The sequence below is a fragment of the Saccharothrix mutabilis subsp. mutabilis genome, assembly GCF_039521145.1.
In the GTDB taxonomy this organism is placed as follows: domain Bacteria; phylum Actinomycetota; class Actinomycetes; order Mycobacteriales; family Pseudonocardiaceae; genus Actinosynnema; species Actinosynnema mutabilis.
Map to the genome: position 1 here is coordinate 50,899 of NZ_BAAABU010000020.1, position 26,461 is coordinate 77,359.

Below are 26,461 nucleotides of genomic sequence, written 5' to 3' on the forward strand. Positions count from 1 at the left end.
GCCGGAGGCCCCGGCGCGCCGGGTGGTCGTGGACGGGGACGGCAGCGGCGGCGCGCCGGGCCACCAATGTCGGCGTCGCCCTCGCGGGCGCGGGCCTCCGCGTGAAGCGGGAGCCCGCGCTGAGGGCTATTCGCGCGGGCCGAGGCCGTCCAGCGGCCGGGTGCGCAGGGCCAGCCGCGTCGGCACGCCCAGGGCGAGGAAGCCCAGCAGCGCGGTGAACCCGACGATCCCCAGGTAGACCCCGACCGGGCCGGTGGGCAGCGGCGAGCCGGCCAGCGCGATCCCCAGCAGCGCGAGCGGCACCGCCGGGACCAGCGTCCCCACCGCGACCGCGATGCCCACCACGGTCGCCGCCTCCGCCCGCACCATCCGCACCACGTGCCGCCGGTCCGCGCCGACCAGTCGCAGCAGCGCGAACTCCCGCCGTCGCTGCACGGTGGTCAGCACGAGCGTGTTGGCGACCGCGATGGCGATGTACCCGAGGATCACGCCGACGGCCAGCAGGTTCACCCAGAACTGCGTCCGCCGGTCACCGTGGTCCGCCGCCAGCCCGGACGCCACGGTCAACCCGGGGTACTCCTTCGCCAGCGCGGCCAACGCCCGCGTCGCCGCGTCCCGGTCCGCGTCCGGCGCGAGGCGCACCAGCACCGACGAGTCCGTGCGCCCCGCCGTGTGCGCCCGCGCGTCCCCGACCGGCAGCACGTACCCGCCGAACGCCAGACCCCGCGCGAACGTGGCCACCACCCGCAGCTTCACCGGCGTGGTGTCGTCCAGGTGCAGTTCGACCTCGTCGCCGACGTCCGCGCCGGAGGCCTCGCGCACCGCCACGGTGCCGGCGCGCAGGTCGGCCAGCGACCCCGCCGTCACGTCCAGGTCGAGCGTGCCCCGCACGTCCCCGACGCCGAGCGCGGGCACCCGTTCCACCTGCACCGTCTCGCCGGACCGGCTCGTGGTCACCACGCTGGTCCGCACGACCGGGGTGGCCCCGGCCACGCCGGGCACCCGCCGGGCCGCGTCGGCGACCTCGGGGGACAGGCCGCCGGGCGCGGACAGGACGTGGTCCGCCGTCACCGCCGCGACCGCTTCCGCCCGGGTCGCGGACTCCACGGCGGTCTGGCTGTAGAAGTTCACCACGGCGAACGCGATCGACAGCATCAGCGGCGTGAGCGCCGAGGACAGGCGGCGGGCGTTGGCGCGGTTGTTGTGCGCGGCCAGGTAGCCGCCGACCCCGAAGCGCCGCAACGGCACCGACGCCAGCCGGACCAGCGGCTGCACCGCGAGCGGCCCCAGTAGCGCCAACCCGACCACGGCGAGCAGCACCGACATGGTGGTCATGGCGAACGCGACTTCGTTGTGCAGGAACAACGGCAGGGTCGCGAGCGCCGCGCCGAGGCCCAGGAAGGCCGTCCCGGCGACGACCCGCCACCGCCCCAGGTCGCGGGGTTCGACGGCGGCTTCCGCGAGCGCCTCGGTCGGCGGGATGCGGGCCGGCCGCCGGGCCGCGACCCACGCGGCGAGCCGGGCCGCGCCCAGGCCGAGCAGGAACGCCGCGACCACCGGGATCGGCCCGATGGCCAACGCGAGGTCGTCGGGGATCACACCGATCCGCGCGAACCCCCGCCGCAGCAGGTCGGCCACCAGCAGTCCCGCGAGCGAGCCCACCGCGGCGGCGGCCGACGCCACCAGGGTGGTTTCGGCGCCGATCAGCTTGCCGACCTGGCGCGGGGTCGCGGCGATCGCCCGCAGCAGCGCCAGTTCGCGCCGGCGCTGGTCGATCGACAGCGTCAACGTCCCGGCCACCACGAACACCGCCACCAGCACCGCGATGCCCGCGAACGACCCGGCGATCGCCATCAGCACCACGCGGGACTGCCCCACGGCCGCGAACTCGACACCGCCCCGGTCACCGCCGGCCGCGACGAAGACGTCGTCCCCCAGCGCGTCCCGGACACGGTCGGTCACGTCCTCGGACGCGAACACCCCGATGGCGTGCACCCGACCGGGTGTGCCGGACAGCGCCTCCGCCCGCGCGCTGGTGAAGTACAGGCCGAACTGCTTGGCGAAACCGTCCTTCCCGGACGGCGCCGCCAGCCCGGTGACGGTGAACTCGGTCGGCGTGGACGTGGTCATCACCCGCACCCGGTCGCCGACCCCCACCCCGGGCACGCCGGCGACCACGACCTCGTCCGCCGCGGCCGGCGCACGTCCCCGCCGCACGTCCAGGGGCGTCAGCACGGCGGCGTCCCAGTTGTGCCCGAACGCTTCCAGCACCCGGCCGTCGGCCGTCACGGCACGCGCGGGGAAGGACACCTCGCCCACCGCCGAGGTCACCCCGGGCACCGCCGCCACCCGGCCCACCAGGTCCGCCGGGAGGCTCGGCGCGGTGCCGACCTGCTGGAACGCCAGCGGGTCGCCGCCCTCGGGCCGCACGACCTGGTTGCCGCCGACCACCACGGCCGCCGCCGCGTAGCGCTCGGTCGGCACCCCGGACCGGATGCCCGACTCCATGAGCACCCCGCACGCCGCCACCACGGCCGTGCCGCACAGGATCGCGAGGAACGACCCGACGAACGCGAGCTTGCGCGCCTTCACCAACTGCCACGCGAGGGACCGCACGGCTCACCACTCCCCGAGGCGGGTCATGCGCTCGACCACCTGCGCGGGCGTGGGCGCGACCAGCTCGCCGGCCAGCCGCCCGTCGGCCAGGAACAGCACGTTGTGGGCGTGGGAGGCGGCCACCGGGTCGTGGGTGACCATCAACACGGTCTGGCCGACGGAGTCCACGAGGTCGCGCAGCAGGCGCAGGACGTTGCCGCCGGTGCGGGTGTCCAGCGCGCCGGTCGGTTCGTCGGCCAGCAGCACGTCGGGCCGGGTGACCAGGGCGCGGGCGATCGCGACCCGCTGTTGCTGGCCGCCGGACAGCTCGGCCGGCCGGTGGTCGAGCCGGTCCGCGACCCCCACCCGGTGCACGACCTCACGCAGCCACCCCTGGTCCGCCTCCGCCCCGGCGAACTCCAAGGGGAGCGTGATGTTCTGGCGGACGGTGAGCGACGGCAGGAGGTTGTAGGCCTGGAAGACGAACCCGATCCGCTGCCGGCGCAGCTCGGTGAGCGCGTTCTCCTTGAGCCGCGACAGGTCCGTGTCGCCGAGCAGCACCCGGCCCGACGTGGGCCGGTCCAGGCCGGCGGCGCAGTGCAGGAACGTGGACTTGCCCGACCCCGACGGCCCCATGACGGCGGTGAACGCGCCCCGGCGCAGGCTCACCGTGACCCCGTCCAACGCGGTCACCGCGCCACCACCCGACCCGTACACCTTGCGCACCGCCTCCAGCCGCACCGCGTCGGCTGTCACCGTTCCCGCCACCATCGACTTCCCTCTCCCTCGTGTTGGCCTCGACGCTATTTCCGCGCCGGGCGGCGTTCGATCCCGCTGGTGGGCGGACGGTGGTGGTGCTGGCACTACCGTGTTCCGGCGGCGGGTCGGGGAGAATCGGCGGCATGGTCCCTCGCTTGTGGACCGCGGTGCGCTACCTGGTCGTCGGCGCCGGCACCGCGTTCCTGTCCCTGCTCGCCGTGGGCGCGTTGCTCATCGTGGGCACGCTGTGCCTGATCGGCGTGGGGTTGCCCGCGCTACCGGAGGTGCTCCGGCTGGTGCGCCGGCTGCTCGCGGTGGAGCGGCGGCGGGCCGGGGCGCGGCTGGGGGTGACCATCCCGGAGGCGTACCGCGTGCTGGACGGGCCGTGGTCGAAGCAGATGGTGACGGCGCTCACGGACCCGGCGACGCGGCGCGACCTGGCGTGGCTCGGGCTGCACGTCCTGGGCGGGGTGGTGTTGGGCGGGATGGCGATCGGTCTGCTGCCGGCGGCGGTGCACCAGGTGTTGATCCCCGCTTACTGGTGGTTGGTGCCCGGTGGCGTGGAGACGTCGTTCGGGTTCGTCGTGGACTCGTGGAGCACGGCACCGGTCGCCGTGGTGGGCGGTCTGGTCTACGGCGCGTTGTTCACGCAGGTGCCCCGGCTGGCGGATGCCCAGGCGCGGCTCGCGCGGTGGCTGCTGTCGCCCGCGCCCGGGGTTCGGCTGACCGACCGGGTGGCGGAGCTGACCGCGTCGCGGGCGGGCGCGTTGGAGGCGCACGGGGCGGAGCTGCGGCGGATCGAGCGCGACCTGCACGACGGGGCGCAGGCGCGGATCGCGGCCGTGGTGATGCAGTTGGGGATCGCCGGGCAACTGCGGTCGCGGGACGCGGACAAGGCGTTCGAGTTGGTGCGCAAGGCGCAGGACACGGCGATCGACGCGCTGGCGGAACTGCGGGACGTGGTCCGCAGCATCTACCCGCCGGTGTTGTCGGACCGGGGGTTGGACGGGGCGGTGTCGGCGCTGGCGGCGCGCTGCCCCGTGCCGTGCACTTTGGACGTGGCGCCGATCGGCCGGAAGCCGGCCGCGATCGAGGCGGCGGCGTACTTCATCGTCGCGGAGGCGTTGACGAACGTCACGAAGCACTCGGGTGCTTCCCGTGCGGCGGTGTCGTTGTCGGCGTCGGACGAGGCTCTGGTCATCACCGTGCGGGACGATGGCAAGGGCGGGGCGGACGAGAGCGTGGGCACGGGTATCGTCGGGATCCGGAAGCGTGCGGACGCGTTCGACGGGCGCGCTTCGCTGAGCAGCCCGCCCGGCGGGCCGACCGTGTTGCGAGTGGAGCTGCCGTGCGGGTCGTGATCGCCGAGGACGATGTCCTGCTGCGCGAGGGGTTGTCGTTGCTGCTGGGGACCGCCGGGGTCGAGGTGGTGGCGGCGTTCGACAACGCGGTGGAGTTCCTGGCTTTCGTGCGCGGGGACCGGCCCGATGCCGTGGTGATGGACGTGCGGTTGCCGCCGTCGTTCCGGGATGAGGGGTTGCGGGCGGCGGTGGAGGCGCGTCGGGTGCATCCCGGGTTGCCGGTGCTGGTGTTGTCGGCGTACGTCGAGAACAGTTATGCGGCGGAGTTGCTCGCGGACGGTGTCGGTGGGGTGGGGTACCTGCTGAAGGAGCGGGTGGGCAAGGTCGAGCAGTTCCTGGACGCGCTGCACCGCGTGGCCGACGGTGGGACGGCCATGGACCCGGAGGTCATCTCGCAACTGCTGGTGCGCCGCAAGGCCGACGACCCGCTGTCCACTTTGACCGGTCGGGAGCGGGAGGTGCTGGCGCTGATGGCGGAGGGGCACAACAACGGGACCATCGCGGAGCTGTTGGTCGTTAGTGAAGGGGCTGTGCACAAGCACATCCGGAACATCTTCGCGAAGTTGAACTTGCCGAACGACGAGGCCGGGCATCGGCGCGTACTGGCGGTCTTGGCCTACCTGAACGCCTGAACGCGCTGAACGCCTGGACGCGCTGGACGGCGGCAGATCGCGCTACGAGCCGACCGGTCACTACCGCCCCGCTAGCCGCCGCCACCGCGCCGCTCGCTACCGCCGCTCGCCACCGCGCCGCCTGCCGCCGCCACTCCCACCGCCGCTCGCCGCCGCGCTGGCTGCCGCCGCCGCGCCGCTGGCTGCTGCCCGCTCGCCGCCACTCACCTTCGCCGCGCCGCCCACCCCCACCCAGGCCACCTCGCACAAGCCCCAACTGCATCCGCCTGCGGCGGGGCCGCCTGCGGCGGGGCCGCCTGCGGCGGGCCGTGTGCGGCGGCTGGCGCGCGAAGCGTCGCCGTACTAACCGACCGGTCAACTACCGCTGCCGGCCGCCGCGCCGCCACGCAACCTCAACGACGGCGCTTCTTCAGGTAGGCCGCGAGTTCGTCGTACGCGCCGGCATCATTGCCGTACAGCGCATAATTGCGCGCCGTCTCCATCCACTCCCCGATGCTCGGCCGCACCGACCGAGCCGCCTCCGCCAAGTGCCGCTGCGTGATCGGCGAGTGCCGCCCCGACGACATGGTCTCGTCCAGCGCGCTTTCCGTCGCCTGCTCGCACACCAGCGCCAGGTCCGCGCCCGACATCCCCTCCGTCGCCTTGGCGATCTTGCCCAGGTCCACCCGCTCGACCGGCCGACCCCGCAGGTGGAACCGCAGGATCGCCTCCCGCGCCTCGACGTCCGGCGGCAGCACCAGCACGCTGCGGTCGAAGCGGCCCGGTCGGAGCAGGGCCGTGTCGATGTCCCACGGGTGGTTGCTCGCGGCGAGGACGAAGACGCCCTCGTTGTCCGTGCTCGCGCCGTCCAGTTCGGCCAGCATCTGGTTCACCACCCCGCGCATGGACGACCCGCCGCCGCGCAGGTTCGAGCGCTTCTGCCCCAACGCGTCCATCTCGTCGAAGAACAGCACGCACGGACGGTTGCGGCGCGCCGTGTCGAAGATGCCGTGCAGGTTGCGCTCGCTGCTGCCGATCCACATGTCCAGGACGTCGTTCAGGCCGATCTCGTAGAAGTTCGCCCCGAGTTCACCGGCCAGCGCCCGCGCGATCAACGTCTTCCCGCACCCGGGCGGCCCCCACAGCAACAGCCCGCCGCGCAGCGACTTGCCGAACCGCAGGCTCAGTTCCGGGTTGCGCAACGGCGCGAGGAACGACAACTCCAGGCGCTTCTTCACCTCCGCCAACCCACCGATGTCGGCAAGCGTCACACCGGACGGACCGATGTCGCCCAACGGCTCGGTCATCGGCTCGCTGGCCGACCACTGCTGAAGGATTTCGTCCGCGGTGTCGGGGACCGTCGACGCCCGCACCGGAGCCGGCGCGGGGGCAGGCGCAGGGCCGGGCGCGGGGTCCAGTGCGTCCGCGAGTCGCCCGTAAGAGGCGGCCTTGGCGTCGTCGCCCAGGGCGCGGGCGGCGGCGGCGGCGGTGCGCAGGGCGGCCACGTGGTCCGGTACCGCGGCCAGCACGGTCGTCGCCTGGTCCAGCGCCTCGGCGGGACGGCCGGCGTCCAGCAGCAGCCGGGCGACGTGCTCGCGGACCGCGTGGTTGCCGGGGTCCGCCGTCAGCGCGCCGAGCAGGGCCTGGATCACCGGGTCGTCCGTCACGCGGCGTAGGGTACCTGCGCGCCGACCCTGTGGTGGGCGGGTTCGTCGTGGGCTATCGGGGTGGGTGTGATGGACGACGGTGCGGAGGTCGCGTTCCAGCGCGGTCGGGCGTTGCTCGACCTCGGGCGGGCGCGGGAGGCCGAGGCGCAGTTCCGGGTGGCGCTCGCGGCGGACCCCGGCAACCCCGTGGCGCACACGCTGCTCGCGCAAGCCCTGTTGCGGCAGGAGAAGTACCCCGAGGCGCGGGACGCGAGCCGCACCGCGCTGGCCGCCGCACCCGAGTTCGTCCTCGCGCACTCGACGCTCGCCGCGGCGCTGGCCGGCCTGGGCGAGCACGCCGCCGCGCTGGACGCGGTCCGCGGCGGTCTGGCCCTCGCGCCGGAGGTCGCCGGGCTCCACCTGCAGGAGGCCTACGTCCTGCTGGCGCAGCAGCGCAACGCCGAGGCGCTCGCCAGCGCCGAACGCGCCCGCGCCCTCGACCCGGACAGCGCCGACGCGGCGGCCGTCCACGCCGCCGCCCTGTACGAGTCGCAGCGGCTGGACGAGGCCGACGCGGCCGTACTGGAGGCGCTGCGGCTCGACCCCCAGAACCTCGACGCGCACCGGGTGCGCGGCCTGCTGGCGTTGCGGCGCGGTGGCGGTCGGTCGGCCGTGCAGGCGCACCGCACGGCGATGCGGCTGGACCCCACGGACGCCGGCATCCGCGACGGGCTGTCGGTCGCGCTGAAGTCCCGCAACCCGCTCTACGGCCTGCTGCTGCGGCTGAGCCTGTGGCTCAACGCCCAGCCGAAGGCGTTGCGCTGGGGCTTCCTGCTGCTGCCGTTCGTCCTGACCCGCCTGCTGCGACCGTTCGACGGGCAGACGTGGGCGCTGGTGCTGCTGGTGCTCGTGGTCGCCTTGGTGCTGCTGAGCTGGACGCTGGAACCGTTGATGAACCTGGTCCTGCTGTGCACGCGGGACCGGCACCTGCTGCGCCGGGCCGCCCGGCAGGCCACCTACGGGTTCGTCGGGTTCGGTGGCGCGGCGATCGCGGTGGCGGTGATCGGCGCGGCCGGTGGTCCGCCGCGACTGCTCGGGCTGGCGTTCGGCCTGGGCCTGTGGGCGATGGCGGTCGGGTCCGCGCACACCATCGCGGCGAAGCGGCGCCGCATCCTCCTGACGGCGTCCTGGGTGGCCGCCGCCGTGGCGGTGTTCGCGTTCGCGGGGACGCTGGCCGGGTTGGGCGGCGCGGTGCCGGCCGTGACGGTGCTGTTCCTCGGCGGCATCGCGGCGACGTGGTTCACCGTCCTGAGCTGACTCACTTCCGCCGCTTGCGCGGCAGGGCCTTGCGCAACAACTCCGTCTCCCGCTCGGAGGCGGAACGCGCGAAGTGCAGGAGCACGCCCTCGGGGTCGCCGGACGCGGACAGCACCTGCCGCAACGCGTTCGCCGCCGCCTCCGCCCGGCCCAGCGCCGGTTCGTAGCGGTAGGCCTTGCCGTCGAGTTCGCGCCGGACCCAGCCCTTGCGGTGCAGGTTGTCCAGCACGGTCATGACGGTCGTGTAGGCGAGCGGTTTGTCCAGCCGGTCGAGGACGTCGCGCACCTTCATCGTCCCGGACGCGCCCCACAGCACGTCCATCACCGCGCTCTCCAGTTCTCCGAGCCCGTGCATCGTGCCCCCCTGTCGCCGCGGCCATGCTACCGAGCGTGAATCGGGTCGGACGCGCCGTGCCCGGGTCGCGGGGTTGCGGGCGGACCGGCCCAGTGGCGTGGGGTCTGGCCGTTCGCGCCGAATGCGTCCGAATTGATTCCGACCTGATCGTCGATCATGTCCGGTGTCCGGAAATCGGCCATTCCGGCAATCGGGTGCACCCTTTCGCATTCCCCTGTTCGGACGCCCGTAGGCCTGCCTTTGCGGCCGTTGACACGTCACTGTGACCTGCATAACATGGCGAGCCGCTACCTGGGCGAACGAGGCCGCAGCGACGTGGGAAAAGCCGCCCCGCGGGCCCGGGAAAAGGGGGAGTGGTGGCGGGGGCCGATTCCGGGTTCGGGGCCTATTCACGTTTGCTGCGCGAGCCCGGCGCGGTCGCGTTGGGATTTTGGGGGATGGTCGGGCGGTTCCCCATCGCGATGCGGCCGATCAGTTGCCTGTTGCTGATCTCCGCCGTCACCGGGTCGCTCGGCGACGCGGGCGCGGTCGCGGCGGCCATGCTGGTCGCGCAGGGGATCGCCAGCCCGGCGCTGGGCCGGCTCGCGGACCGCGTCAGCCAACGACGCGTGCTGCTCACCGCCTGCGCCGCGCACGCCGCGGCGATCACCTCGCTCCTCGTCGCGATCCTGCTCGGCGCGCCCCTGTGGCTGCTGGTCGTGGCGGCGGCGGCCACCGGGTGCGCCTCGGTGTCGTTCACGTCGTTCATGCGCGCCCGCTGGACGCGGATGGTCGACCACGGCCTCCTGCGCACCGCGTTCGCCCTCGAATCCGTCCTCGACGAGACGATCTTCCTGCTCGGTCCGCTCCTGGTCACCGCGCTCGCCGCCACGGCGCACCCCGCGGCCGGGCTGGTCGCGTGCGCGGTGCTGACCACGGCCGGGTCCGTGGTGGTCGCGCTGCACCGCCGGTCCGAACCGGTGCCGGCGCCCACCACCGAACGGCCGCCGCGCGCGATCGGCGTCCCCGGCGTGCAGGTGCTGATGGTCGCTTACGCGGGCATGGGCTTCCAGCTCGGCGCGGTCGACGTCACGCTGGTCGCGTTCGCCCGCGAGTGGTCGATGCCCGCGCTGGGCGGCGTGTTCCTGTCCCTGACGGCGGTCGGCAGCCTGGTCGCCGGCGTGGTCTTCGGCGCGGTGGACGCGAAACTGCCGCCCAGGCGGCTGCTGTCGGTCACGACCGGGGTGCTGGCGCTGGGCGCGGTCCCCCTGGCGTTCGCCGGCTCCCCACTGGTCATGGGCCTGTTCGCGGCGACAGCAGGGGTCGCCATCGCGCCCGCCCTCATCACCGGCAGCACGCTGCTGGAGTCGTTGGCCCCCAGGGGTTCGCTCTCCGAGGGGTTCTCCTGGCTGACCAGCGCGGGCGCGGTGGGCATCGCCTCGGGCACGGCCGTGGGCGGGCGGCTGGCCGACGGCGGTTTCGCCGGATCGGCGTGGGTCGCGGTCGGCGGCGGCGTGCTCGCCCTCGTGCTCAGCCTCGGCGGGCAGGCGGCCCTGCGCCCGCGCGAAGAAACGACAGCACAGTGAGGAGTGCAGCATGAGCACAACGGGCTTACCGGTGCCGCGCCTGTCGTTCGACGAGTTCACCGCCTTCGGGCGGGAGGCGCTGATCCGGGCCGACGTCCCGGTGGTGATCACCCTGCCGGACAGCGTTCAGGGCCTGGGCCGCGACGGCGTGGCCAAGCGGCTGGGCACCATGCGCGTCACCCTGTTCACCGAACCCAGCGACAAGCAGAACTCCCGCCGCTGGACCACCCGCGAGATCGAGCTGCGCGAGTTCTTCGAGGACGAGCGCTACCAGAACGACCCGGCCACGTGGAACCGGATCGTCTCCAACATCCGCAACAGCCCCGAGGACGTCAACGCCATCCTCGGCTTCGACGCCGCCGAGCTGTTCGACTACCAGCGCTCCCTCAACGCCGCCAACCTGTGGATCAGCCACCGGGGCGTGTTCACCCAGAGCCACTTCGACGAGCTGGAGAACTTCAACATCGCGCTGGAGGGCCGCAAGCGGTTCGTGCTCGCGCCGCCCGGGTCGTTCGACTACTACCCGCGGTCCATCCGGCGCGGCTTCGGCGACAAGTCCCGGGCGCCCGACTTCGACGACGTGGACGCCCGCCGCTTCCCCAGGCTGGCCGCCAAGCTCGCCCGGCGCCGCGAGGTCGTCCTCGAACCCGGCCAGATGCTGTACCTGCCGCTGGGCTGGTGGCACCAGGCGGAGTCGTTGGAGGACCTGAACATCAACCTGAACTTCTGGCTGCGCGACCCGAAGATCTTCCGCCGCCCGTACGTGCTGGGCGTGGCGATCTACACGGCCGTCTACCGCAAGCTCAAGGGCGTCTACAACTACCAGCCCGCCGAGGGCGCCAAATGAGGGACATCGCCCCGACCCACCGCCACCGCAACAACGACAAGGCCATCGGCGTCGGCAACGCGTTCTGGGACATGTCCGAGCGCAACGGCCTGGCGGGCATCGTCGCCGAGCTGGCCGACGGCGTCCTGCGCACCGCCGACGGGCACGAGTTCGTCAACTTCACCTGCTGCTCCTACCTCGACCTGGACTCGCACCCGGCGGTGATCGACGGCGCGGTGGCCGCGCTGCGCCGCTTCGGCGTGCTGGACCACTGCATCCCGCGCAGCCGCGTGCAGATCCCGGCGCTGCTGGAGCTGGAGGCGTCGCTGGGGGAGCTGTTCGGCGCGGACGTGGTCAGCGCGATCTCCGCCGGCGTGGCCAGCGCGGGCCTGCTGCCGCTGATCGCGTCGGGCCACCTGGGCAACGGGGTCCGGCCGCTGATGGTGTTCGACAAGAACTGCCACGTGTCGATGGCCGGCGCGAAACCGTCGTGCGCCGACGAGACCGAGGTCGTGAACTGCGACCACCACGACGTCGGCTTCCTGGAAGACATGTGCAGGCGGTACCAGCGGGTCTGCTACGTCGTGGACGGCTCCGACAGCCTCGGCGGGTACGCGCCCGTGTTCGAACTGGCCGAGTTGCAGGAGAAGTACGGCCTGCTCGTCTACTACGACGACTCGCACTCGATCTCGGCCTACGGGGAGCGCGGCATCGGGTACGTCCGCACGCACAGTCCGGTGCTGGACGAGCGGACGATCACCGTGGCGACGTTGAACAAGGCGTTCGGCACCAGCGGCGCGGCGATCATGCTGGACGGCTTCCCGAAGCGGGTGCTGCGGATCGTGGAGCGGTTCGCGGGCGCGTTGAGCTACTCGCAGCCGATGAACACCGCCGCCGTCGGCGCTTCCCTGGCCTCCGCGGAGATCCACCGCACGCCGGAGCTGGGGCTGTTGCAGAAACGCCTGTACGCCAACATCGAGCTGTTCGACTCGCTGCTGGCCTCGGAGCAGTCCGGGTCCACCTACCCGATCCGGGTCGTGCCGGTGGGCGACGAGGCGGTGGTGGCGGCCGGCCGGCGGGTGTTCGAGGCCGGGTTCTACGTGTCGCCGGTGTTCTTCCCGATCGTCGCGCGCGGCACCGCGGGGTTGCGGGTGATGCTGCGCGCCGGTCAGACCGAGGAGCAGATCCGCGCGCTGTGCGCGGTGCTGGGGGAGGCGACCGCCGCATGAGAGCCACCCCGCGCAGCATCCTCTACACGCCCGCGCTGTCCCTGGACCGCCTGGTGAAGGCCTGGTCGTACGACGCCGACGTGCACCTGATCGACCTGGAGGACGGCGTTCCCGGGCCGGACAAGGCCGCCGCCCGCGCCGTCTGCCGCGCCGCGCTGGAGAAAGCGCCCGAACCGCGGAACACCGCCGTGCGGATCAACCAGCTCGGCACGATCGAGGCCGTCCGCGACGTGCTCGCGCTCACCGAGTCGCCGGTGCCGCCGGGCACCGTCATGATGACGATGGTGGACTCGGCGGTGGAAGTGGTGCTGCTCAGGGACATGCTCGCGTCCGCCGGCGCCCGGCCCGAGATCTACGTGACCGTGGAGACCCCCGCCGCCGTCGCGCACGTGGACGCGATCGCCGAGGCGGCGGACGGCCTGGTGCTCGGCTCCGCCGACCTGGCCGCGACCCTGGGCATCGAGATCACGTGGGCGGGCATGCTGGCCGCGCGGCAGGCGATGGCGCTGGCGTGCGCCCGCCACGGGACGGCGTGCATCGACACCGCCAACTTCCGGCTCGCCGAACCGGACGTGCTGGCCGAGGAGGTCGAGCGCGTCCGGGCGCTCGGGTTCCACGGCAAGGCGACCGTGCACCCGGGCGAACTGGCCGCCATCAACGCCGCCCTGCGCCCCGACCCGGACCGGCTGGCGCACGCCCGGCGCGTCACCGAGGCCGTCCGGGCGGCCGACGGCGGGATCGCCGTGCTGGACGGCAGCATGGTCGGCCCGCCGTTCGCCCGGCTGGCCCGCGACACCGTGGCCGCCCACGACGCCTGGACCGCCCGGTTCGGCGCGGGAGGTGCCCGATGACCCGCGTGGCCGTGATCGGGACCGGCGCGATCGGCCGGGACCTGGTCGGCAAGGTGCACCGCTCACCCGTGCTGGACTGCGCGCTGGTCGCCGGCCGCAACCCGGACTCCGAAGGGCTCGCCCACGCCGCCCGGCTCGGGTGCGCCACCTCCGCCGAGGGCATCGACGCCGTGCTGGCCGCCGGGCCGTTCCCGATCGTCTTCGACGCCACCAACGCCATGTCCCACCGGGAACACTGGCGGCTCCTCGAAGACACCGACACCCTGCTCATCGACCTCACGCCGAGCCGAGTCGGTGACATGGTCGTCCCCACGGTCACCGGCACCCAGGCCCCGACCGCCCGCGACGTCAGCCTGATCAGTTGCGGCGGCCAGGCGTCGATCCCGATCGCGCACGCGCTCGCGAGCCGGTTCTCCGTGTCCTACCTGGAGGTCGTGTCCACGGTCGCGAGCCGCATCGCGGGCCGGGCGACCCGGCTCAACCTGGACGAGTACGTGGCCACCACGCAAGCCGCGCTCACCGCGTTCTCCGGCGTCCGCGACACCAAGGCCATCCTCAACATCAGCCCGGCGGTCCCGCCGGCCACCTTCCGCACAGCCGTCCACGCCGTCATCCCCGACGCGTCCACCGCCGACGTCCGCGCCGTGGTCGCCGAGGCCGCCGAACAGGTCCGGGCCTTCGCCCCCGGCTACGAGGTGCGGGCGTGCGAGGTGACCGGCGACCGGGTCGTGGTGTCGCTGGAGGTCGCGGCGGACAGCGACGTGCTGCCCCGGTACGCCGGCAACCTCGACATCATCAACTCGGCCGCCATCCTGGTCGCCGAGCAGCACGCGGCACGACTGGCGGCGGTGGGCGGATGAACGCGGTCACGATCCACGACCCGACCCTGCGCGACGGGCAGCACGCGGTGCGGCACCAGTTGAGCGCGGCGGCCCTGCGCGGGTACGCGGAGGCGGCCGACGCGGCGGGCGTCCCGGTGGTCGAGGTGGGGCACGGCAACGGGCTCGGGGCGTCCTCGCTCCAGGTGGGCCGGGCGGCCGTGAGCGACGACGTGATGCTCTCCACCGTGCGGGAAGCGTTGCGGCACAGCCGGATGGCCGTGTTCATGCTGCCCGGCTGGGGCACGTCCGACGACCTGCGCAAGGCCCTCGCGCACGGCGCGGACGTGGTCCGCGTCGGCGTGCACTGCACGGAGACCTCGCTCGCCGAACGCCACCTGGAGTTCCTGGCGGGGGAGGGCGCGGAGGCGCACTGCGTGCTGATGATGAGCCACATGGCCACGCCCGCCGAACTGGCCGAGCACGCCGCCACGGCGGTCGGGTACGGCGCTCGCGGCGTCGGCATCATGGACTCCGCGGGCCACTTCCTGCCGCGCGACGTCAGCGAGCGCATCGGGGCGATCGCCGCCGCCGTGGACGTGCCGGTGATCTTCCACGGCCACAACAACCTCGGGATGGCCGTGGCGAACTCGGTGGCCGCCGCCGAGGCCGGCGCGACGGTCGTCGACGCCTGCGCGCGGGGGTTCGGCGCGGGTGCCGGGAACACGCAGCTGGAAGTCCTGGTGCCGGTGCTGGAGCGCACCGGGTTCACCACCGGCATCGACCTGTACGCGCTGCTGGACGCGGCCGAGTACGCCGAGCGCGAGCTGGTGCCCGCGCCGCCGGTGACCGGGTCGTTGAGCATCGTCAGCGGCCTGGCCGGGGTGTTCTCCGGGTTCAAGCACCCCGTGCTGGAGGCGTCCGGGCGGGCCGGCGTGGACCCGCGGGACGTGTTCTTCGAACTGGGCCGCCGGCAGGCGATCGCGGGTCAGGAGGACCTCATCGTGGACGTCGTCGCACACCTGCGGGAGGCCGCCCGATGACCGACCCGGAAGCCCTGGCCCGCGTCATCGACGCCTTGGCGGAGGCGTTCGCCGACCTGTCCTCCGGCCGCACGCGGTCCCCGTCCCGCACGGTCGTCGAGCACGGCCCGCACCGCCAGCTGCTGACCGGCACCGCGGTGTGGGAGCGGCGCGGCGTGGCCACCGTGAAGATCACCACCATCACCCCGGACAACCCCGACCGCGGCCTGCCGCTGATCCACGGCGTGGTCGTCCTGGTGGACCTGGAGACGGGCCGCGTGACCGCCCAGTTCGACGGGGCCGACCTGACCGCCGTGCGCACCGGCGCCACCGCGGCCCTCGCCACCCGCCTCTGCGCCCCCGAGGACGCCGCCGAACTGGCCGTCATCGGCGCCGGCGTCCAGTCCCGCGCACTCGTGGAAGCGATCTCCGCGGTCCGTCCCATCACCCACGTCCACGTCCACTCCCGAACCACCCCGACCGCCTTCGCCGAGTGGGCGACCGCCACCCTCGGCCACGAGGTGTCGATCCACCACAACGCGAAATCCGCAGTGGAGAACGCCCCGATCGTCTGCACCGCCACCTCGACCGACGATCAGACGCCCCTCATCGACGCCTCCTGGATCGCGCCGGGCGCGCACGTCAACATCATCGGTGGCACGCACGAAGACGCCATCGAGGTCGATCCGACCCTCCTGGCAAACGCTTTCGTGGTCGTGGAACAACGAGAAGCGGCCATCGCCGACGCGGGCGAGGTCCGCGCCGCCCTCGCCACCCACCGGATCCGCGCCACCGACCTGCACGAGCTGGGCGCCATCACCGGCCGACCACCCGGCGCCACTTCGGTGTTCCGCAGCGTCGGCATGCCCATCGAGGACACCGCCGCAGCCGCCGCGCTCCTCAGCCCCGGCACCGGACCATGAACGACCGCTCGAACACGATCACCACTTCCCCGGTGGACTTGGTCCCGGTGGTCTCGACGGTGACGATCCCGTTGCCCGGCCGGGACTTCGACAGCCGCTTGGCCAGCACCCGACTGGTCGCGTAGAGCGTGTCCCCGACGAACACCGGCTCCTTCAACCGGACCCGGTCCCACCCCAGGTTCGCCACCGCCCGCGCCGACAACGCCTGCACGGTCATGCCGCCCACCAGGCACAACGTGATGCCGCTGTTGACCAGCACCCGTCCGTACTCGGCTTGCGCCCCGTAGTGGGTGTCGAAGTGCAGCGGGTGCTGGTTCATGGTGAGCAGGGTGAGCCAGGTGTTGTCGGTCTCGGAGATCGTGCGGCCGGGCCAGTGCCGGATCACCATGCCCGGCGCGAAGTCCTCGTAGTCACCGCCGTGCTCCTCGACGAACTCGTTGTCCCCGACGCGGCGCAGCGTCATCGCGCGCTCCTTCCCGAGCGGTCACCCGAACCGTACAGTCGTTGCCTGCCACAGTGGACGGACCGATTCGGGGGACCCGCCCGTGACCAACACCCACCCGTGGTTCGGCACCCACCACCTACCGCCCGCAGCCGACGCCGACACCATCCGCACCTCGCTGAGAACCGCCATCCGCGACACGGGTTGGCCCTACCAACCCCTACTCCCCGCGGCCCCGATCGTCATCCCCCGCGGCTCCTACGCCGAACTGTTCCGCGTGACAGCCGCCCTCCTGGACCTGATCCGCCGCACGGCCCTGGAAACCGGCCCCACCACCGCGGACCGCCTGGCGGCGTACCGGATGCCCGAGTCCGAGCACAACCTGTTCATGGCGGACCAGTTCTTGGAGGAACGCTACGCGGACTGCGTGACCAGACCGGACATCGTCATCGGCGACCAGGGCCCGCAGTTCCTGGAGTTCAACGTGAGCGGAGCCCTGGGCGGCCCAGTGGAAACCCACTGCCGCCTGGAGGTCTGGCGCACCCTCTACCAAGACAGCCACGGCCGCGCCCCGTTCGCCCACCGAAGCCCCTTCGCCACCAGGGCCGAGATGTTCCGCCACCTGGCCAACGAGCTGGGAGTGGCACCAAGGATCGCCATCGTGGGCAGCGCCAGAGACCAGGGCGTCACCTCAACGCGTTACTTCGACATAGAGGTGGAGTACTTCACCAACCACGGCCTGACAGCCCAATTCTTCGAACCAGAAGACCTGCACAAGGCCTGGGACTGCCCACCCCACCTCCGCTACCCGTTGGGTTTGAGGAACTTCACCATCCCAGACTGGCAAGAACTGTCCATAGACACCACCCCGGTCCAAGCCGCTCTGGACCACGGCTGCCTCCTGGTAGGCACCCAGACATCAACGTTCCTGTCCAGCAAACTAACCATGGGCCTACTCTCCGAAGGCCGCCCGTGGATGACCACAGCAGAACGCGCCCTGGTAGACCAATACCTCCCATGGACGAGAGTATTGTCAGAACGCAAAACCACGTGGGAAGACCGTAAAATAGACCTGATCCCCTGGGCGGTGGACCGCAAGGACACCCTGGTCCTCAAAGAGGGTCTAGGGATGAGCGGCAAACAAGTCCTGATCGGCAAAGAAACCCCTCAGGCACTCTGGGAATCCGCCATCACCAAGGCCGCCCCCACGGCAACGAGCATCATCCAGAAGTACGTAGAGCCCAGGTCCTGCAAACTGGCCATGGTGGCCGACAACGCAGAGGAGCCCTACGAAACCGAAGTAGCCCCAGTCCTGGGCCCACTACTCTTCGGAGGCCGCCCAGCAGGCATGTTCTCCCGCTTCTTCGGCGACAACCGAACCGGCGTAGTAAGCGTAATGGGCACCAACAGTTCAGACAACTGCGTAGTGACCATCTAACAACCCGCACCCCGGCGCCGCACCAGGGCCTGGCGAGGTCACACCCCAACCCGGGCTTCTTGCTTGTGTCATCTCCGTATGGCCTGCCCGCAGGGCTACCACACTTTCCCGGGGTTGGGCCAAAAAGTTTTGCGAGGAACGAGCAAAAGTTTTTCGACCAACCCCGGGAAAGTGTGGTCGGCTCCGCCAGGCCATACGGAGATGACACAAGCAAGAAGCCCCCTCTCTTTCTTTTTTGTCATCTTTGGCGGCCTGCCCGCCGGCGAGGCTCTTTTAAGCTTTGAACTGAACGCTGACGCTCTCAAGCCGAACGCGCTTCGCGCTTTGAACGCGCGAAGCGCTCGAAAGATCAAAAGCGCCTCGCCGGCGGGCAGGCCCCCGGGGTCCTGTGGCTTGGCAGCCCGTGAATAGCGCGCCTGCGGCGCACAAGCGTGCCGTCGGCGCGGAGGGCTAGGTGCGAGGTGGGCGCTGATCGGGATCGCCAGGGGGGCCGGACACGGGATCCGGGATGACCTTCGCCGCTAACCCGAACACCTCGTCCAACATCGGCTCCGTCAACACCTCCTCCGGCGTCCCATGCGCCAACACCTTCCCGTCCCGCATCGGGCATCGTCATGGGCGACGCCGGCATCGGCCGCCCGGACGGCCAGCCCGACGTCAAGGACAAGATCTCGGTGAACCTCAGCCAGGAGGAGATCACCAAGCTCGACGCCGACATGATCTTCGTCGCCGCGTACCAGGACGAGACGAAGAACGCCGAGGACCCGAAGGCGAAGTTCCAGGCCAACCCGCTGTGGGGGCACCCTCAAGGGCAAGATCGTGGACGTCAACGACACCACGTGGTTCACCGCCGTGAGCCTCCAGGGCGCCAACGCGATGCTCACCGACCTGGCCAACCAGTTCGGCGTGACCCAGTAACACCGCTGTCGGCTTTTCGGGTGAAGCCGCGCGACAGCGGCTTCACCCGGAACCGGCCGTGCCATCATCGCGGGGTGGAGCGATCCGAGGCGACGTGGTCCCCGGCGGTCCTCTTCGAACCCTCCGGCTCCCGGCTGCTGTGCACCCTGTGCCCGACCGGTTGCTCCCTCGCCGACGGCCAAGTGGGCGCGTGCAAGGTCCGCCGACGCAGCGGCGACACCGGCGAAACCGCCACCCGGGCCACGTCCGTCCGCCACCTGGACCCGGTCGAGCGCAAGCCCTTCTACCACGTGCGCCCCGGCGCGCAGACCGTCACGCTGGCGGCCCCCGGCTGCACGTTCCGCTGCGACTACTGCGTCAACCACCGCATCTCCCAGTACGGCCGCGACCACGACACCTGGTCCGCGACCCCGGTGGACGCCAGTGCGATCGCCCGGGACGCCGCCACCCGGGACGCTTTCGTAGCGCTGTCCTACTCGGAACCCTCCCTGGCCGCTGAACTGACCCTGGACCTGGCCGCCCAAGGCGCCAGGGTCCTCTGGAAGAGCAACGGCTTCCTCACCCCGCAGGCCGCGGACCTGCTGGCCCCCGCCCTGACCGCCGTCAACATCGACATCAAGGGCACCGACGACACCCGCCACCACAGGCTCACCGGCGCGCCCGTCACCCCGGTCCTGGACACCATCCGCGCACTGCACGCCAAGAACGTCTGGCTCGAAATCAGCACCCCGCTGATCCCGGGCATCTGCGACTCCCCACGAGACCTGGCCACCATCGCCGAGTTCATAGCGGCCATCGACCCCGCCATCCCGTGGCACCTGCTGCGCTTCACCCCCACCTACCGCCGAGCACAGGACAACCCGACCACCCCGACCGCCCTGGCCGAAGCCCGCGCCATCGGCCACAAGGCGGGCCTGCACCACGTGTACGTGGAACGAGCGTTGGGCGAAGAAGGCCGCAACACCCACTGCCCGACCTGCCGAACCCCGGTCATCCACCGAACCATCTGGGGCCTGGCCCGCAACGACTTGAGCGACGGCACCTGCCCGCACTGCGCCACCACAATCCAAGGGATCTGGCGATGACGAACTACGAATTCGTGGACAGCCTCCCGGACCTGGTCCAGCCGGAGGAGTACGCGAACCACCCGACCGGCGGCCTGGTCCGCCTGCGCATCAGCGTGGAGAACGGCGAAATCACCATCCTCGGCGACGCCCTGCGCCCAGAACTGATCGAAAAACTCCTGGAGTCCTTGGCCCCGGAGACCATCGAACAAATGCTCTGCGGCTAACCCCCCACAACGCTGCGGCTAACCCGCCAACGCCGCCCCACACCGCGCCCCCACACCGCGCCCCCACACCGCCCTCCGCGCGCAGGGCGCTCTTCGCTCGCGCAGGGCGCTCTTCGCTCGCGCAGGGCGGCTCTTGGCGCGCGAAGCGCGCGGTGGCCCAGCCACAAGTGGAGGGCCTCGGTTCCCCCACCGTATGGCCTGCCCGAAGGGCTACCGCACTTTCCCGGGGTCGGGCCAAAAAGTTTGCGAGGAACGAGCAAAGTTTTTCGACCGACCCCGGGAAAGTGTGGTTGGCTCCGCCAGGCCATGCGGTGGGGGAACCGACGCCCTTCACCCCCCCATCGGTGGTCAGCCCGCCGGCGAGGCGCTTTTGATCTTGAGAGCGCGCAGCGCCCCTACCCGGCCAGCGCGGCGACCACCACGTCCAACACTTCCTCAGCCGAAGCGTCACACCGCAGCGTCAACCCGCCACCCCCGACCCGCCCGGGATACCGAACCCGGATGCACCGCAACGAAGGCCGCTCCGGCACCTCCGCGTACTCCTGCGTCAACACCAGCACCCGAGCCGGCCCGACCAACGGGTCCGCCAACCCGTCGGCCACCCGTTCCGCCGTCCGCAAAGCCGTCCCCACATCGGCCCGCCGCACCGACCCACCCGTCCACAACGCGGTCAAATCCTGCGCCCGTCCCAGAAAAACCGCCGCCCCCGGCTCGCCCGTCCGCACCACCGCACACCGGTGGTGGTCGTCCACCAACGCCGAAGCGACCAGGTGCGCCACCATCCGCAACGTCACCCCGACCTGCCCGTGCGCGGCGGGACTGTCGTCCAGGACCAGCACCGCCGACCGCAGCACCGGCGGCAACGCGCCCTGCCGCGTCCGGTACAGCAACTCGCCGCGCGTGTACCGCAACCCCAACAGCTCCGGCAACGCCAGTTGCGTCGGCACCAACGCGTTCACCGCGCCGTGCCGCGCCAACCCGGCCCGCTCGCCGAGCCCGGCACCCTGCGCCCGCCCGGCGGCCCGGGTGGTCAGCCGCAGCCCCAGCAACCGCCGCTGCCCGGCGTCCAGCGCCCACAACTGCTCGCGCAACGCCCGCATCCGCACCGGCAGCAACGGTTCCGCCGCCACCGCCTCCGGCCCCAACAACCCGAGCATCGTCAACAACCGGTCGTCCACACCGTCCAGCACGCCGACCAACGCCGCCAACGGCACCTCGGGCCGCACCGAACCCGCCGCCCCCAACGCGCCCGCCGCCGCCCCCAACGCCCCCGCCACCGGCGCCGCACCCGACGCCCCCGCCAGCGCCGCGCCCAACGCACCCGCCAACTCGTCCTCGAACGCGCCCCCAGGCGGCTCGAACCCGCTCTGCGGCGGCAACTCCGCCGCCAACAGCACCACGACCCCCACCAACGCGGCCACCGGCCACCGCAGCCCGCGCAACGCCACCACCCCGGCGTGCCCGCGCAACCACCCCAACCGCCCGTCGTCCCGCCCCGCCACCACGGCCAGCAGGTCCGCGACCGTGGCCAACGCGACCGCCGCGCCGGCCCGCGCGGTCGCCACGCCGAGCGAGGTCAGCACCCCGATGTCGAACGGCAGCGGCGAGGCGTCGCGCTCGACCTCCGCGTCCAGCCGCCACCGCAGCACCAGCCCGCCCGCGTACCCGACGCCGATCTCGTCGTCCGCGGACCACCGGACCGCCCACACGTCCCCGACCCCGTCCGGCCGGGGCAGCACCCGGGCGACCTTCCACGCCGTCACGTCCCACAGCGCGACCGTCCCCGCGCCCGCGCCGGGGAACGCGAGCATCGCGGAGTCCGGCGACCACGTCAGCGCCGGCGCCCACCCGCGCGCCCGCCCGGCCCCGGTCACCCGCCGGGCCTGCCACGTCACCGCGTCCCACACGGTCACGCCGGAGTCCGCCGCCGCCAGCCACCGCCCGTCCGGCGACCACGCGACAGGCCCGAACGGCGACCTGCCGGGCGTCTCCGCGGGTCCGGGCACGCGCTCCCAGCTCTCGCTGTCCCACACGACGACCCGCCGCCCAGAACTCGCCGCGAGCCACCGGCCGTCGGGTGACCAGGCGACCCGGCCGACGCCCTGCCGGGCGGGCAGCACCCGGGGCCGACCTTCCGGCGCGCCCCGGCGCACGGCGTGGACCAGCACGTGGTCGGGCGTCGCCCCAGGCCCGGGGACCGCCAGGAACCGCCCGTCCGGCGACCACGCCGGTCCTTGGCCACCGGGCACCGACGCGACCCGCTGGCCGGTGCCCGCGTCCAGCAGCAGCACGGTGTCCGCCTCGGAGTGGTGGAACGCGACGGCCACGAGCGCGGCGGCCTCCACACCCGGCCTCCCGCTCGCCCCCACGGCCCGCACCCCGCCGGCCTCCACGGCCCGCACCCCGCCGGCCTCCACGGCCCGCACCCCGCCGGCCCCCACGGCCCGCACCCCGCCGGCCCCCACGGCCCGCACCCCGCCGGCCCCCACGTCCAGCACCCCGGCGGCCTCCACGTCCAGCACGCCGCCGGGCACCGCGGGCACGTCCGCCGCCCACAGCGGCTCCTCCGCCGGGTCGCCGGTCCGCACCACCCGCCCGTCGGCGTCCTGCACCACGTAGGACCCGTCCAGCCAGGCGAACCCCGGACCCCACCGGTCGTCGCCCGCCGGCACCAGCACGTCCGACCGCACGGCGAGCACCCCGTCGTCGACCGCCCGGTCCCGCCCGACGCTGCGCGCCGCCCGCACGGCCCACCGCCGCACCGCCGCGGTCGTCGCCGCCCGGTCGGGGGTCGGCTCGGTGTCGGGCATCCGCCACACCCGGACCTCGTCCGGCGTGGCCCGCACGGCGACCGCGCCGGACCCGCCGACGTGCAGCCCGCCCGCTTCCCGCAACGCGGCCGGCAGCGTGCGGACCAGGTCCAGCTGCCGGTCCACGACCGCGACCTCGTCGCCGAACCCGACCAGCAGGTGCGCGCCGCTGCGGGTGAAGCCCAGCGCGACCGGGGACTGCCGGCCGCCGAGGTCGCGGCGGTCCAGGCCGCGCCAGGACGCGGTGTCGATGGTGAACACGTCCCGCGTGCCGGCGGCGGCGACCAGGCTCCCGTCCGGCGACCACGCCAGCCGCGCCACCGGGTGGGTGGTCGTGCCGATGCTGCGCAGCATGGCCTGGCGCGGGAGGTCCCACCACTGCAACGCGTTGGGCACCGCCACGCACAGCGCCGGTTCGCCGGGCCGCCAGGCCAGGGCGTTGACCCGGCCGCCGGTCTCGTGGCGGGTGACCACGGCCGTGCGCCGGTCCAGCACGACGACCTCGCCGGACGCGGTGCCCAGGGCGAGCAGCCGGCCGGTGGTGTCCAGGGCCAGCGCGGTGACGTCGTCCCGGTCGCCGACGCCCGGCGGCAGGCGGCGGGCCGCGCCGGTGTCCGGGTCCAGGGCGTGCGCGACGCGGTTGGCCAGCACGACCGGGTCGTGCCCGTCGGCGGCCCACTGCACCTCGACCGGGTGCTCGTCGGCGACCTCGATCCGCCGCGCCCACACCGGTGCGCCGGTCAGGTCCACCAGCTCGACGCCCGCGCGGCTGACCGCGAGCAACGCGCCCGCGTCCGGCGACACGGCCACACCCCGGGCCGTGCACGGCACCGCAGCGACGAGGTCGGCGTCCATCAGCCGCCACCCCCGGCGGCCTGCTCGTACAGCCGGGCCGCGCGGTAGAAGTCGCCCGCCAGTTCCAGCTGCCGGGCCGCCGCCGCGAGGTCGCCGGACAGCTCCAGCCGGGTGGCGGCCGAGACCAGCCCGACCCGCCGGGCGGGGTCGTGCTCGGGCGCGCCGACGGCGTCCGGCCTGGGCCGGGCGACCTCCTCCAGGCGCGCCAACAACCCCTCCGCCGCCGGGGACAGCCCGTCGCGCACCTCGGGCGGGTCCTCCAGCCACAGCGCCCAGGCCGGGACGGCGTCCTCCGCGCGGAACCGGAACGCGCCCGCCGCGGTGGCCACCACGACCGTGCCGCGGGCCAGCCCGAAGTGCTCGACCAGGGCGCCGGCCGGTGGTCGGGGGCGCAGGGTCGTGCCGGACTCCAGGTACAGGCCGTCCGAGCCGAACCGCGCGACCGGGACGCCGAAGGGGACGGGGTCCGTGGTGCCGCCGGGCTCGACCAGCAGGTGCCGCCCGGGTCCGGGGACGACGTGCAGCGCTTCGCGGGCGGGGCCGTGGGCGAGGAACACGCGCAGGGCGGGGAGGTCGTCGTCGGAGACCAGGGTCGCGTCGACGCGGTCGGCGGTGGTGTCGTCGCGCACGAGGGCGATGCCGATGGTGACCGCGTCCACGCGGGTCGCGGCGTGGCGCGGGGGAGCGGTGGCGGGCAGGTCGAGGGTCGGCGTGGTCTCGCGGGCGGTCACCACGACGTCCCACACCCCGGACCCGTCCGACGTCACGACCCACCGGTGGCCGGCGGGGACGGACGCGGCGAGGACGTCGTCGTCGACCGGGTAGCGGGCGCGGTGGTCGACCAGGAGGGACGGGCCGATCTCGCGGCACACGACGGTGTCGGGGAGGGCGGAGGTGGTGCGCAGCAACGATTTCGGCAACGGGTCTGCGCCACCCAGCCGGAGCAGCACAGCCGGTCGGACGTTGCCGCCCCGGCGGAGTTCGACCGCGGTGACGGTCACCGGCACCGAACTGTCCAAACAGGACCGGACGAGCGGTGCGGCGAGCAGACCCGGGGTCAGGACGGTGGCTTCGGCGCGGTCCGGCCCGGTCGGTGGGACGTCCACCGACGCGGCCAGCTCGGCGAGGGTGACGACGGGCCAGCCGGCGGTGTCCGGCGCGGGACCGACGAGACCGCCGAGCGCGAGGGCGGCTTCCTCGGCGGGGGCGGTGACGGGGACGCACACGGTGCCGTCGGGCGCGCGGTGGCAGCGGACGGCTTGGTCTTCCAACGCGCCGACGAAGGCCAACGCGGCGGCATCCCCGCGGAACCGCGCCACCCGGGCACCGGAGGCGGCCGGAGCGGGGGACGGACCCGGCTCGGGCGCGGGCTCACGCCGCAACGGCCGGACATCGCCGATGTACCCGCCGGGCCCCCGCCCACGCACGTCCGGCGGCGGCCCCCACGATTGGCTTTGCGGTGCGTTGGGCGGCGACCACGACTGGCTTTGCGGTGCGTTGGGCGGCGACCACGGCTGGTTCTGCGGTGGCTCAGGGGCGGGCATCGGCGGCGGCCCGGGCCACACCGGTTCCGGTGGCCACGGCACGTCCGCGGGCCACCCCGGCGGCGGGGGCCCGTCCGGGTCGAAGGTCCACAGCAGCTCCGGCGGCAGGTCCGGCGGCCACGGTAGCTCCGGCGGCAGCTTCGCCGGCCGGGGCGCGGTCGGGTCCAGCAGCCACAGCACCTCCGGCGGCACCTCGGGCGGCCACGGCAGTTCGCCCGGCCAGTCCGCCGGGCGCGACCCGTCGGGCGGCAAACCCATGAGTGCCAACGTCTCCGCGGGCAACCGGCTCAGGTCGATCGGCACCAGGAGCAGGTCGTCCGGCGGCTCCACCCGCCGGACGTCGAACAGCGGCGGGCGCGGGGCGGCGGGCTCGTTGGCCTTCTTGCGGCGCATGCGGTCCCAGATCACGCCGCACCCCCAGGCAACCCGGCCGTGCCGCCCAACGCCCGCTCCGCCCACTCCCGCCACTCCGCCAGCACCGCCGGGTGCCCACCGGCGAACGCGTCGGCGAACACTTGCGCCGCCAGGTCCGGCCGCCCCACCAGGTCCGCCGCCTGGACGGCCCACCGCTGCGGGGTGCCCCACTGCCGGTGGTCCAGCGCCGCCAACGCCTCCCGCAACGCCGAGTGCCCGCCGCCCTCCACCGCCCGGCACAGCGCCCGCACGATCGTCCGCCGCACGCCCGGCTCGGCCCGGTCGCCCTCGACCAGCCACCGCGCCCGCGCGGTGTTGCGCGCGGCCGTCACCAGGATCCACGCGGCCGACACGACGTCACCGGCCTGCTCCCAGCAGCCCGCCGCCTCCTCGACCCGGCCCAGCCGCAGCCAGCACGACACCGCCTCGGGCACCAGCCGGGCCCGCGCGTAGCAGTCGGCGGCCCGCTCCAGGTCCCCGCCCCGCTCGTACAGCACGGCCGCCGGGTGCAGGGTGCCGGCGCGCTCCCGGCAGCGGGCGGCCTCCAGCGGCAGCCCGGCCTGCTCGTAGCAGTCGGCCGCGCGTTCGAGGAGCCGCCGGGCGTCGGTCACCCGTTCTCCTGCGTCTCGGTCGACCGGCCCCGCTCGCCGTCGTCCTCCTGCGGCGCCCACGCCTCCACGGCGGGCCGCCCGGCCGACAGCTCCTCCTCGACCAGCGGTCGCGGGTCGAGGACGCGGCCGACGCGGTGGGCGATCTCGTCGTGGACGGCGTCGTGCTCCTCGCCCTCGCGGACCGCGCCCAGGTCGTCCACCTGGAACAGCTCCACCTCGCCGGTCTCGGCGATGACGCGCAAGCTCACCCTGACCCGCAC

General features: G+C 73.4%; 22 protein-coding genes. 13 read left to right on the forward strand and 9 right to left on the reverse strand.

Annotated elements, in window-relative coordinates; translation table 11 throughout:
* Nucleotides 1-126: 126 nt before the first annotated feature.
* Both ABD126_RS30190 and ABD126_RS30195 read right to left on the reverse strand, forming a co-directional pair.
* Nucleotides 127-2,616, reverse strand: coding sequence for an ABC transporter permease (locus ABD126_RS30190; RefSeq protein ID WP_343937379.1), 2,490 nt, complete (start codon nt 2,614-2,616; stop codon nt 127-129).
* A gap of 3 nt (nt 2,617-2,619) precedes the next feature.
* Nucleotides 2,620-3,366: an ABC transporter ATP-binding protein gene (locus tag ABD126_RS30195; RefSeq protein ID WP_343937380.1), complete on the reverse strand. Its 747-nt coding sequence runs from the start codon at nt 3,364-3,366 to the stop codon at nt 2,620-2,622.
* Nucleotides 3,367-3,497: 131 nt separating this feature from the next.
* On the opposite strand from ABD126_RS30195, the gene ABD126_RS30200 reads away from it, so the two are divergent.
* Nucleotides 3,498-4,715, forward strand: coding sequence for a sensor histidine kinase (locus ABD126_RS30200; RefSeq protein WP_343937381.1), 1,218 nt, complete (start codon nt 3,498-3,500; stop codon nt 4,713-4,715).
* On the forward strand, nt 4,703-5,347 hold the full coding sequence (locus tag ABD126_RS30205) for a response regulator (protein ID WP_343937382.1): 645 nt from the start codon (nt 4,703-4,705) through the stop codon (nt 5,345-5,347). The genes ABD126_RS30200 and ABD126_RS30205 overlap by 13 nt, the downstream gene beginning before the upstream one ends.
* Nucleotides 5,348-5,739: 392 nt before the next feature.
* Here ABD126_RS30205 and ABD126_RS30210 read toward each other — a convergent pair whose 3' ends face one another.
* The gene (locus tag ABD126_RS30210) at nt 5,740-6,993 is read right to left on the reverse strand and encodes an AAA family ATPase (protein ID WP_343937383.1); all 1,254 of its coding nucleotides are present in this window, start codon (nt 6,991-6,993) and stop codon (nt 5,740-5,742) included.
* A gap of 69 nt (nt 6,994-7,062) precedes the next feature.
* Between ABD126_RS30210 and ABD126_RS30215 the strand changes: the two genes are divergently transcribed.
* Nucleotides 7,063-8,289, forward strand: coding sequence for a tetratricopeptide repeat protein (locus ABD126_RS30215; protein ID WP_343937384.1), 1,227 nt, complete (start codon nt 7,063-7,065; stop codon nt 8,287-8,289).
* 1 nt (nt 8,290) lies between these two features.
* On the opposite strand, the gene ABD126_RS30220 is transcribed toward ABD126_RS30215, so the two are convergent.
* Nucleotides 8,291-8,644 carry a BlaI/MecI/CopY family transcriptional regulator gene (locus ABD126_RS30220; RefSeq protein ID WP_343937385.1) on the reverse strand — a complete coding sequence of 118 codons (354 nt, stop codon included), beginning with the start codon at nt 8,642-8,644 and terminating at the stop codon, nt 8,291-8,293.
* 356 nt (nt 8,645-9,000) lie between these two features.
* Here ABD126_RS30220 and ABD126_RS30225 point away from each other — a divergent pair, with 356 nt between their 5' ends.
* The 7 genes from ABD126_RS30225 to ABD126_RS30255 are packed head-to-tail and all read left to right on the forward strand — an operon-like array spanning nt 9,001 to nt 15,878.
* A complete protein-coding gene (locus ABD126_RS30225) occupies nt 9,001-10,209 on the forward strand; it encodes an MFS transporter (protein ID WP_343937386.1) in 1,209 nt (402 codons plus the stop codon).
* Between the two features lie 10 nt (nt 10,210-10,219).
* Nucleotides 10,220-11,056: a cupin-like domain-containing protein gene (locus tag ABD126_RS30230; protein ID WP_343937387.1), complete on the forward strand. Its 837-nt coding sequence runs from the start codon at nt 10,220-10,222 to the stop codon at nt 11,054-11,056.
* A complete protein-coding gene (locus tag ABD126_RS30235) occupies nt 11,053-12,264 on the forward strand; it encodes an 8-amino-7-oxononanoate synthase family protein (protein WP_343937388.1) in 1,212 nt (403 codons plus the stop codon). The genes ABD126_RS30230 and ABD126_RS30235 overlap by 4 nt, the downstream gene beginning before the upstream one ends.
* Entirely contained in the window at nt 12,261-13,115 is an 855-nt protein-coding gene (locus ABD126_RS30240; RefSeq protein WP_343937389.1) for an HpcH/HpaI aldolase/citrate lyase family protein, read from the forward strand. Before ABD126_RS30235 ends, ABD126_RS30240 begins: the two co-directional genes overlap by 4 nt.
* Nucleotides 13,112-13,975, forward strand: a complete 864-nt coding sequence (locus ABD126_RS30245; protein WP_343937390.1) for an acetaldehyde dehydrogenase (acetylating) — start codon at nt 13,112-13,114, stop codon at nt 13,973-13,975. The genes ABD126_RS30240 and ABD126_RS30245 overlap by 4 nt, the downstream gene beginning before the upstream one ends.
* Nucleotides 13,972-14,976, forward strand: coding sequence for a 4-hydroxy-2-oxovalerate aldolase (gene dmpG, locus ABD126_RS30250; RefSeq protein ID WP_343937391.1), 1,005 nt, complete (start codon nt 13,972-13,974; stop codon nt 14,974-14,976). Before ABD126_RS30245 ends, dmpG begins: the two co-directional genes overlap by 4 nt.
* Entirely contained in the window at nt 14,973-15,878 is a 906-nt protein-coding gene (locus tag ABD126_RS30255; RefSeq protein ID WP_343937392.1) for an ornithine cyclodeaminase family protein, read from the forward strand. The genes dmpG and ABD126_RS30255 overlap by 4 nt, the downstream gene beginning before the upstream one ends.
* Here the strand turns inward: ABD126_RS30255 and ABD126_RS30260 are convergent.
* Nucleotides 15,856-16,341, reverse strand: a complete 486-nt coding sequence (locus ABD126_RS30260) for a MaoC family dehydratase (protein ID WP_343937393.1) — start codon at nt 16,339-16,341, stop codon at nt 15,856-15,858. The two genes, ABD126_RS30255 and ABD126_RS30260, sit on opposite strands and share 23 nt — an antisense overlap.
* A gap of 82 nt (nt 16,342-16,423) precedes the next feature.
* On the opposite strand from ABD126_RS30260, the gene ABD126_RS30265 reads away from it, so the two are divergent.
* The 3 genes from ABD126_RS30265 to ABD126_RS30275 all read left to right on the forward strand — a co-directional run bounded on the left by ABD126_RS30265 (nt 16,424) and on the right by ABD126_RS30275 (nt 19,967).
* The gene (locus tag ABD126_RS30265; protein ID WP_343937394.1) at nt 16,424-17,758 is read left to right on the forward strand and encodes a hypothetical protein; all 1,335 of its coding nucleotides are present in this window, start codon (nt 16,424-16,426) and stop codon (nt 17,756-17,758) included.
* A gap of 992 nt (nt 17,759-18,750) precedes the next feature.
* Entirely contained in the window at nt 18,751-19,761 is a 1,011-nt protein-coding gene (locus ABD126_RS30270; protein ID WP_343937395.1) for a radical SAM protein, read from the forward strand.
* On the forward strand, nt 19,758-19,967 hold the full coding sequence (locus tag ABD126_RS30275) for a radical SAM-modified peptide, FtsH ternary system-associated (RefSeq protein ID WP_343937396.1): 210 nt from the start codon (nt 19,758-19,760) through the stop codon (nt 19,965-19,967). Before ABD126_RS30270 ends, ABD126_RS30275 begins: the two co-directional genes overlap by 4 nt.
* 395 nt (nt 19,968-20,362) lie before the next feature.
* Here ABD126_RS30275 and ABD126_RS30280 read toward each other — a convergent pair whose 3' ends face one another.
* From ABD126_RS30280 to ABD126_RS30295, 4 genes are read right to left on the reverse strand one after another with little or no spacing between them, the layout of a single operon-like run.
* Nucleotides 20,363-23,632 carry a WD40 repeat domain-containing protein gene (locus ABD126_RS30280; RefSeq protein ID WP_343937397.1) on the reverse strand — a complete coding sequence of 1,090 codons (3,270 nt, stop codon included), beginning with the start codon at nt 23,630-23,632 and terminating at the stop codon, nt 20,363-20,365.
* Nucleotides 23,632-25,584 (reverse strand): hypothetical protein, encoded by a 1,953-nt coding sequence (locus ABD126_RS30285; protein WP_343937398.1) that lies wholly within the window; start codon nt 25,582-25,584, stop codon nt 23,632-23,634. Before ABD126_RS30285 ends, ABD126_RS30280 begins: the two co-directional genes overlap by 1 nt.
* Entirely contained in the window at nt 25,581-26,201 is a 621-nt protein-coding gene (locus ABD126_RS30290; protein WP_343937399.1) for a soluble NSF attachment family protein, read from the reverse strand. The genes ABD126_RS30285 and ABD126_RS30290 overlap by 4 nt, the downstream gene beginning before the upstream one ends.
* Nucleotides 26,198-26,461, reverse strand: a complete 264-nt coding sequence (locus tag ABD126_RS30295) for a hypothetical protein (RefSeq protein WP_343937400.1) — start codon at nt 26,459-26,461, stop codon at nt 26,198-26,200. Before ABD126_RS30295 ends, ABD126_RS30290 begins: the two co-directional genes overlap by 4 nt.

Excerpts from the sequence above, each read along its gene's own strand:
- ABD126_RS30245 (WP_343937390.1), top strand. The coding sequence starts at position 13,112 with ATGACCCGCGTGGCCGTGATCGGGACCGGCGCGATCGGCCGGGACCTG.
- ABD126_RS30230 (WP_343937387.1), top strand. The coding sequence starts at position 10,220 with ATGAGCACAACGGGCTTACCGGTGCCGCGCCTGTCGTTCGACGAGTTC.
- ABD126_RS30200 (WP_343937381.1), top strand. The coding sequence starts at position 3,498 with ATGGTCCCTCGCTTGTGGACCGCGGTGCGCTACCTGGTCGTCGGCGCC.
- ABD126_RS30280 (WP_343937397.1), bottom strand. The coding sequence starts at position 23,632 with ATGGACGCCGACCTCGTCGCTGCGGTGCCGTGCACGGCCCGGGGTGTG.
- dmpG (WP_343937391.1), top strand. The coding sequence starts at position 13,972 with ATGAACGCGGTCACGATCCACGACCCGACCCTGCGCGACGGGCAGCAC.
- ABD126_RS30235 (WP_343937388.1), top strand. The coding sequence starts at position 11,053 with ATGAGGGACATCGCCCCGACCCACCGCCACCGCAACAACGACAAGGCC.
- ABD126_RS30220 (WP_343937385.1), bottom strand. The coding sequence starts at position 8,644 with ATGCACGGGCTCGGAGAACTGGAGAGCGCGGTGATGGACGTGCTGTGG.
- ABD126_RS30240 (WP_343937389.1), top strand. The coding sequence starts at position 12,261 with ATGAGAGCCACCCCGCGCAGCATCCTCTACACGCCCGCGCTGTCCCTG.
- ABD126_RS30215 (WP_343937384.1), top strand. The coding sequence starts at position 7,063 with ATGGACGACGGTGCGGAGGTCGCGTTCCAGCGCGGTCGGGCGTTGCTC.
- ABD126_RS30260 (WP_343937393.1), bottom strand. The coding sequence starts at position 16,341 with ATGACGCTGCGCCGCGTCGGGGACAACGAGTTCGTCGAGGAGCACGGC.
- ABD126_RS30255 (WP_343937392.1), top strand. The coding sequence starts at position 14,973 with ATGACCGACCCGGAAGCCCTGGCCCGCGTCATCGACGCCTTGGCGGAG.
- ABD126_RS30195 (WP_343937380.1), bottom strand. The coding sequence starts at position 3,366 with ATGGTGGCGGGAACGGTGACAGCCGACGCGGTGCGGCTGGAGGCGGTG.
- ABD126_RS30275 (WP_343937396.1), top strand. The coding sequence starts at position 19,758 with ATGACGAACTACGAATTCGTGGACAGCCTCCCGGACCTGGTCCAGCCG.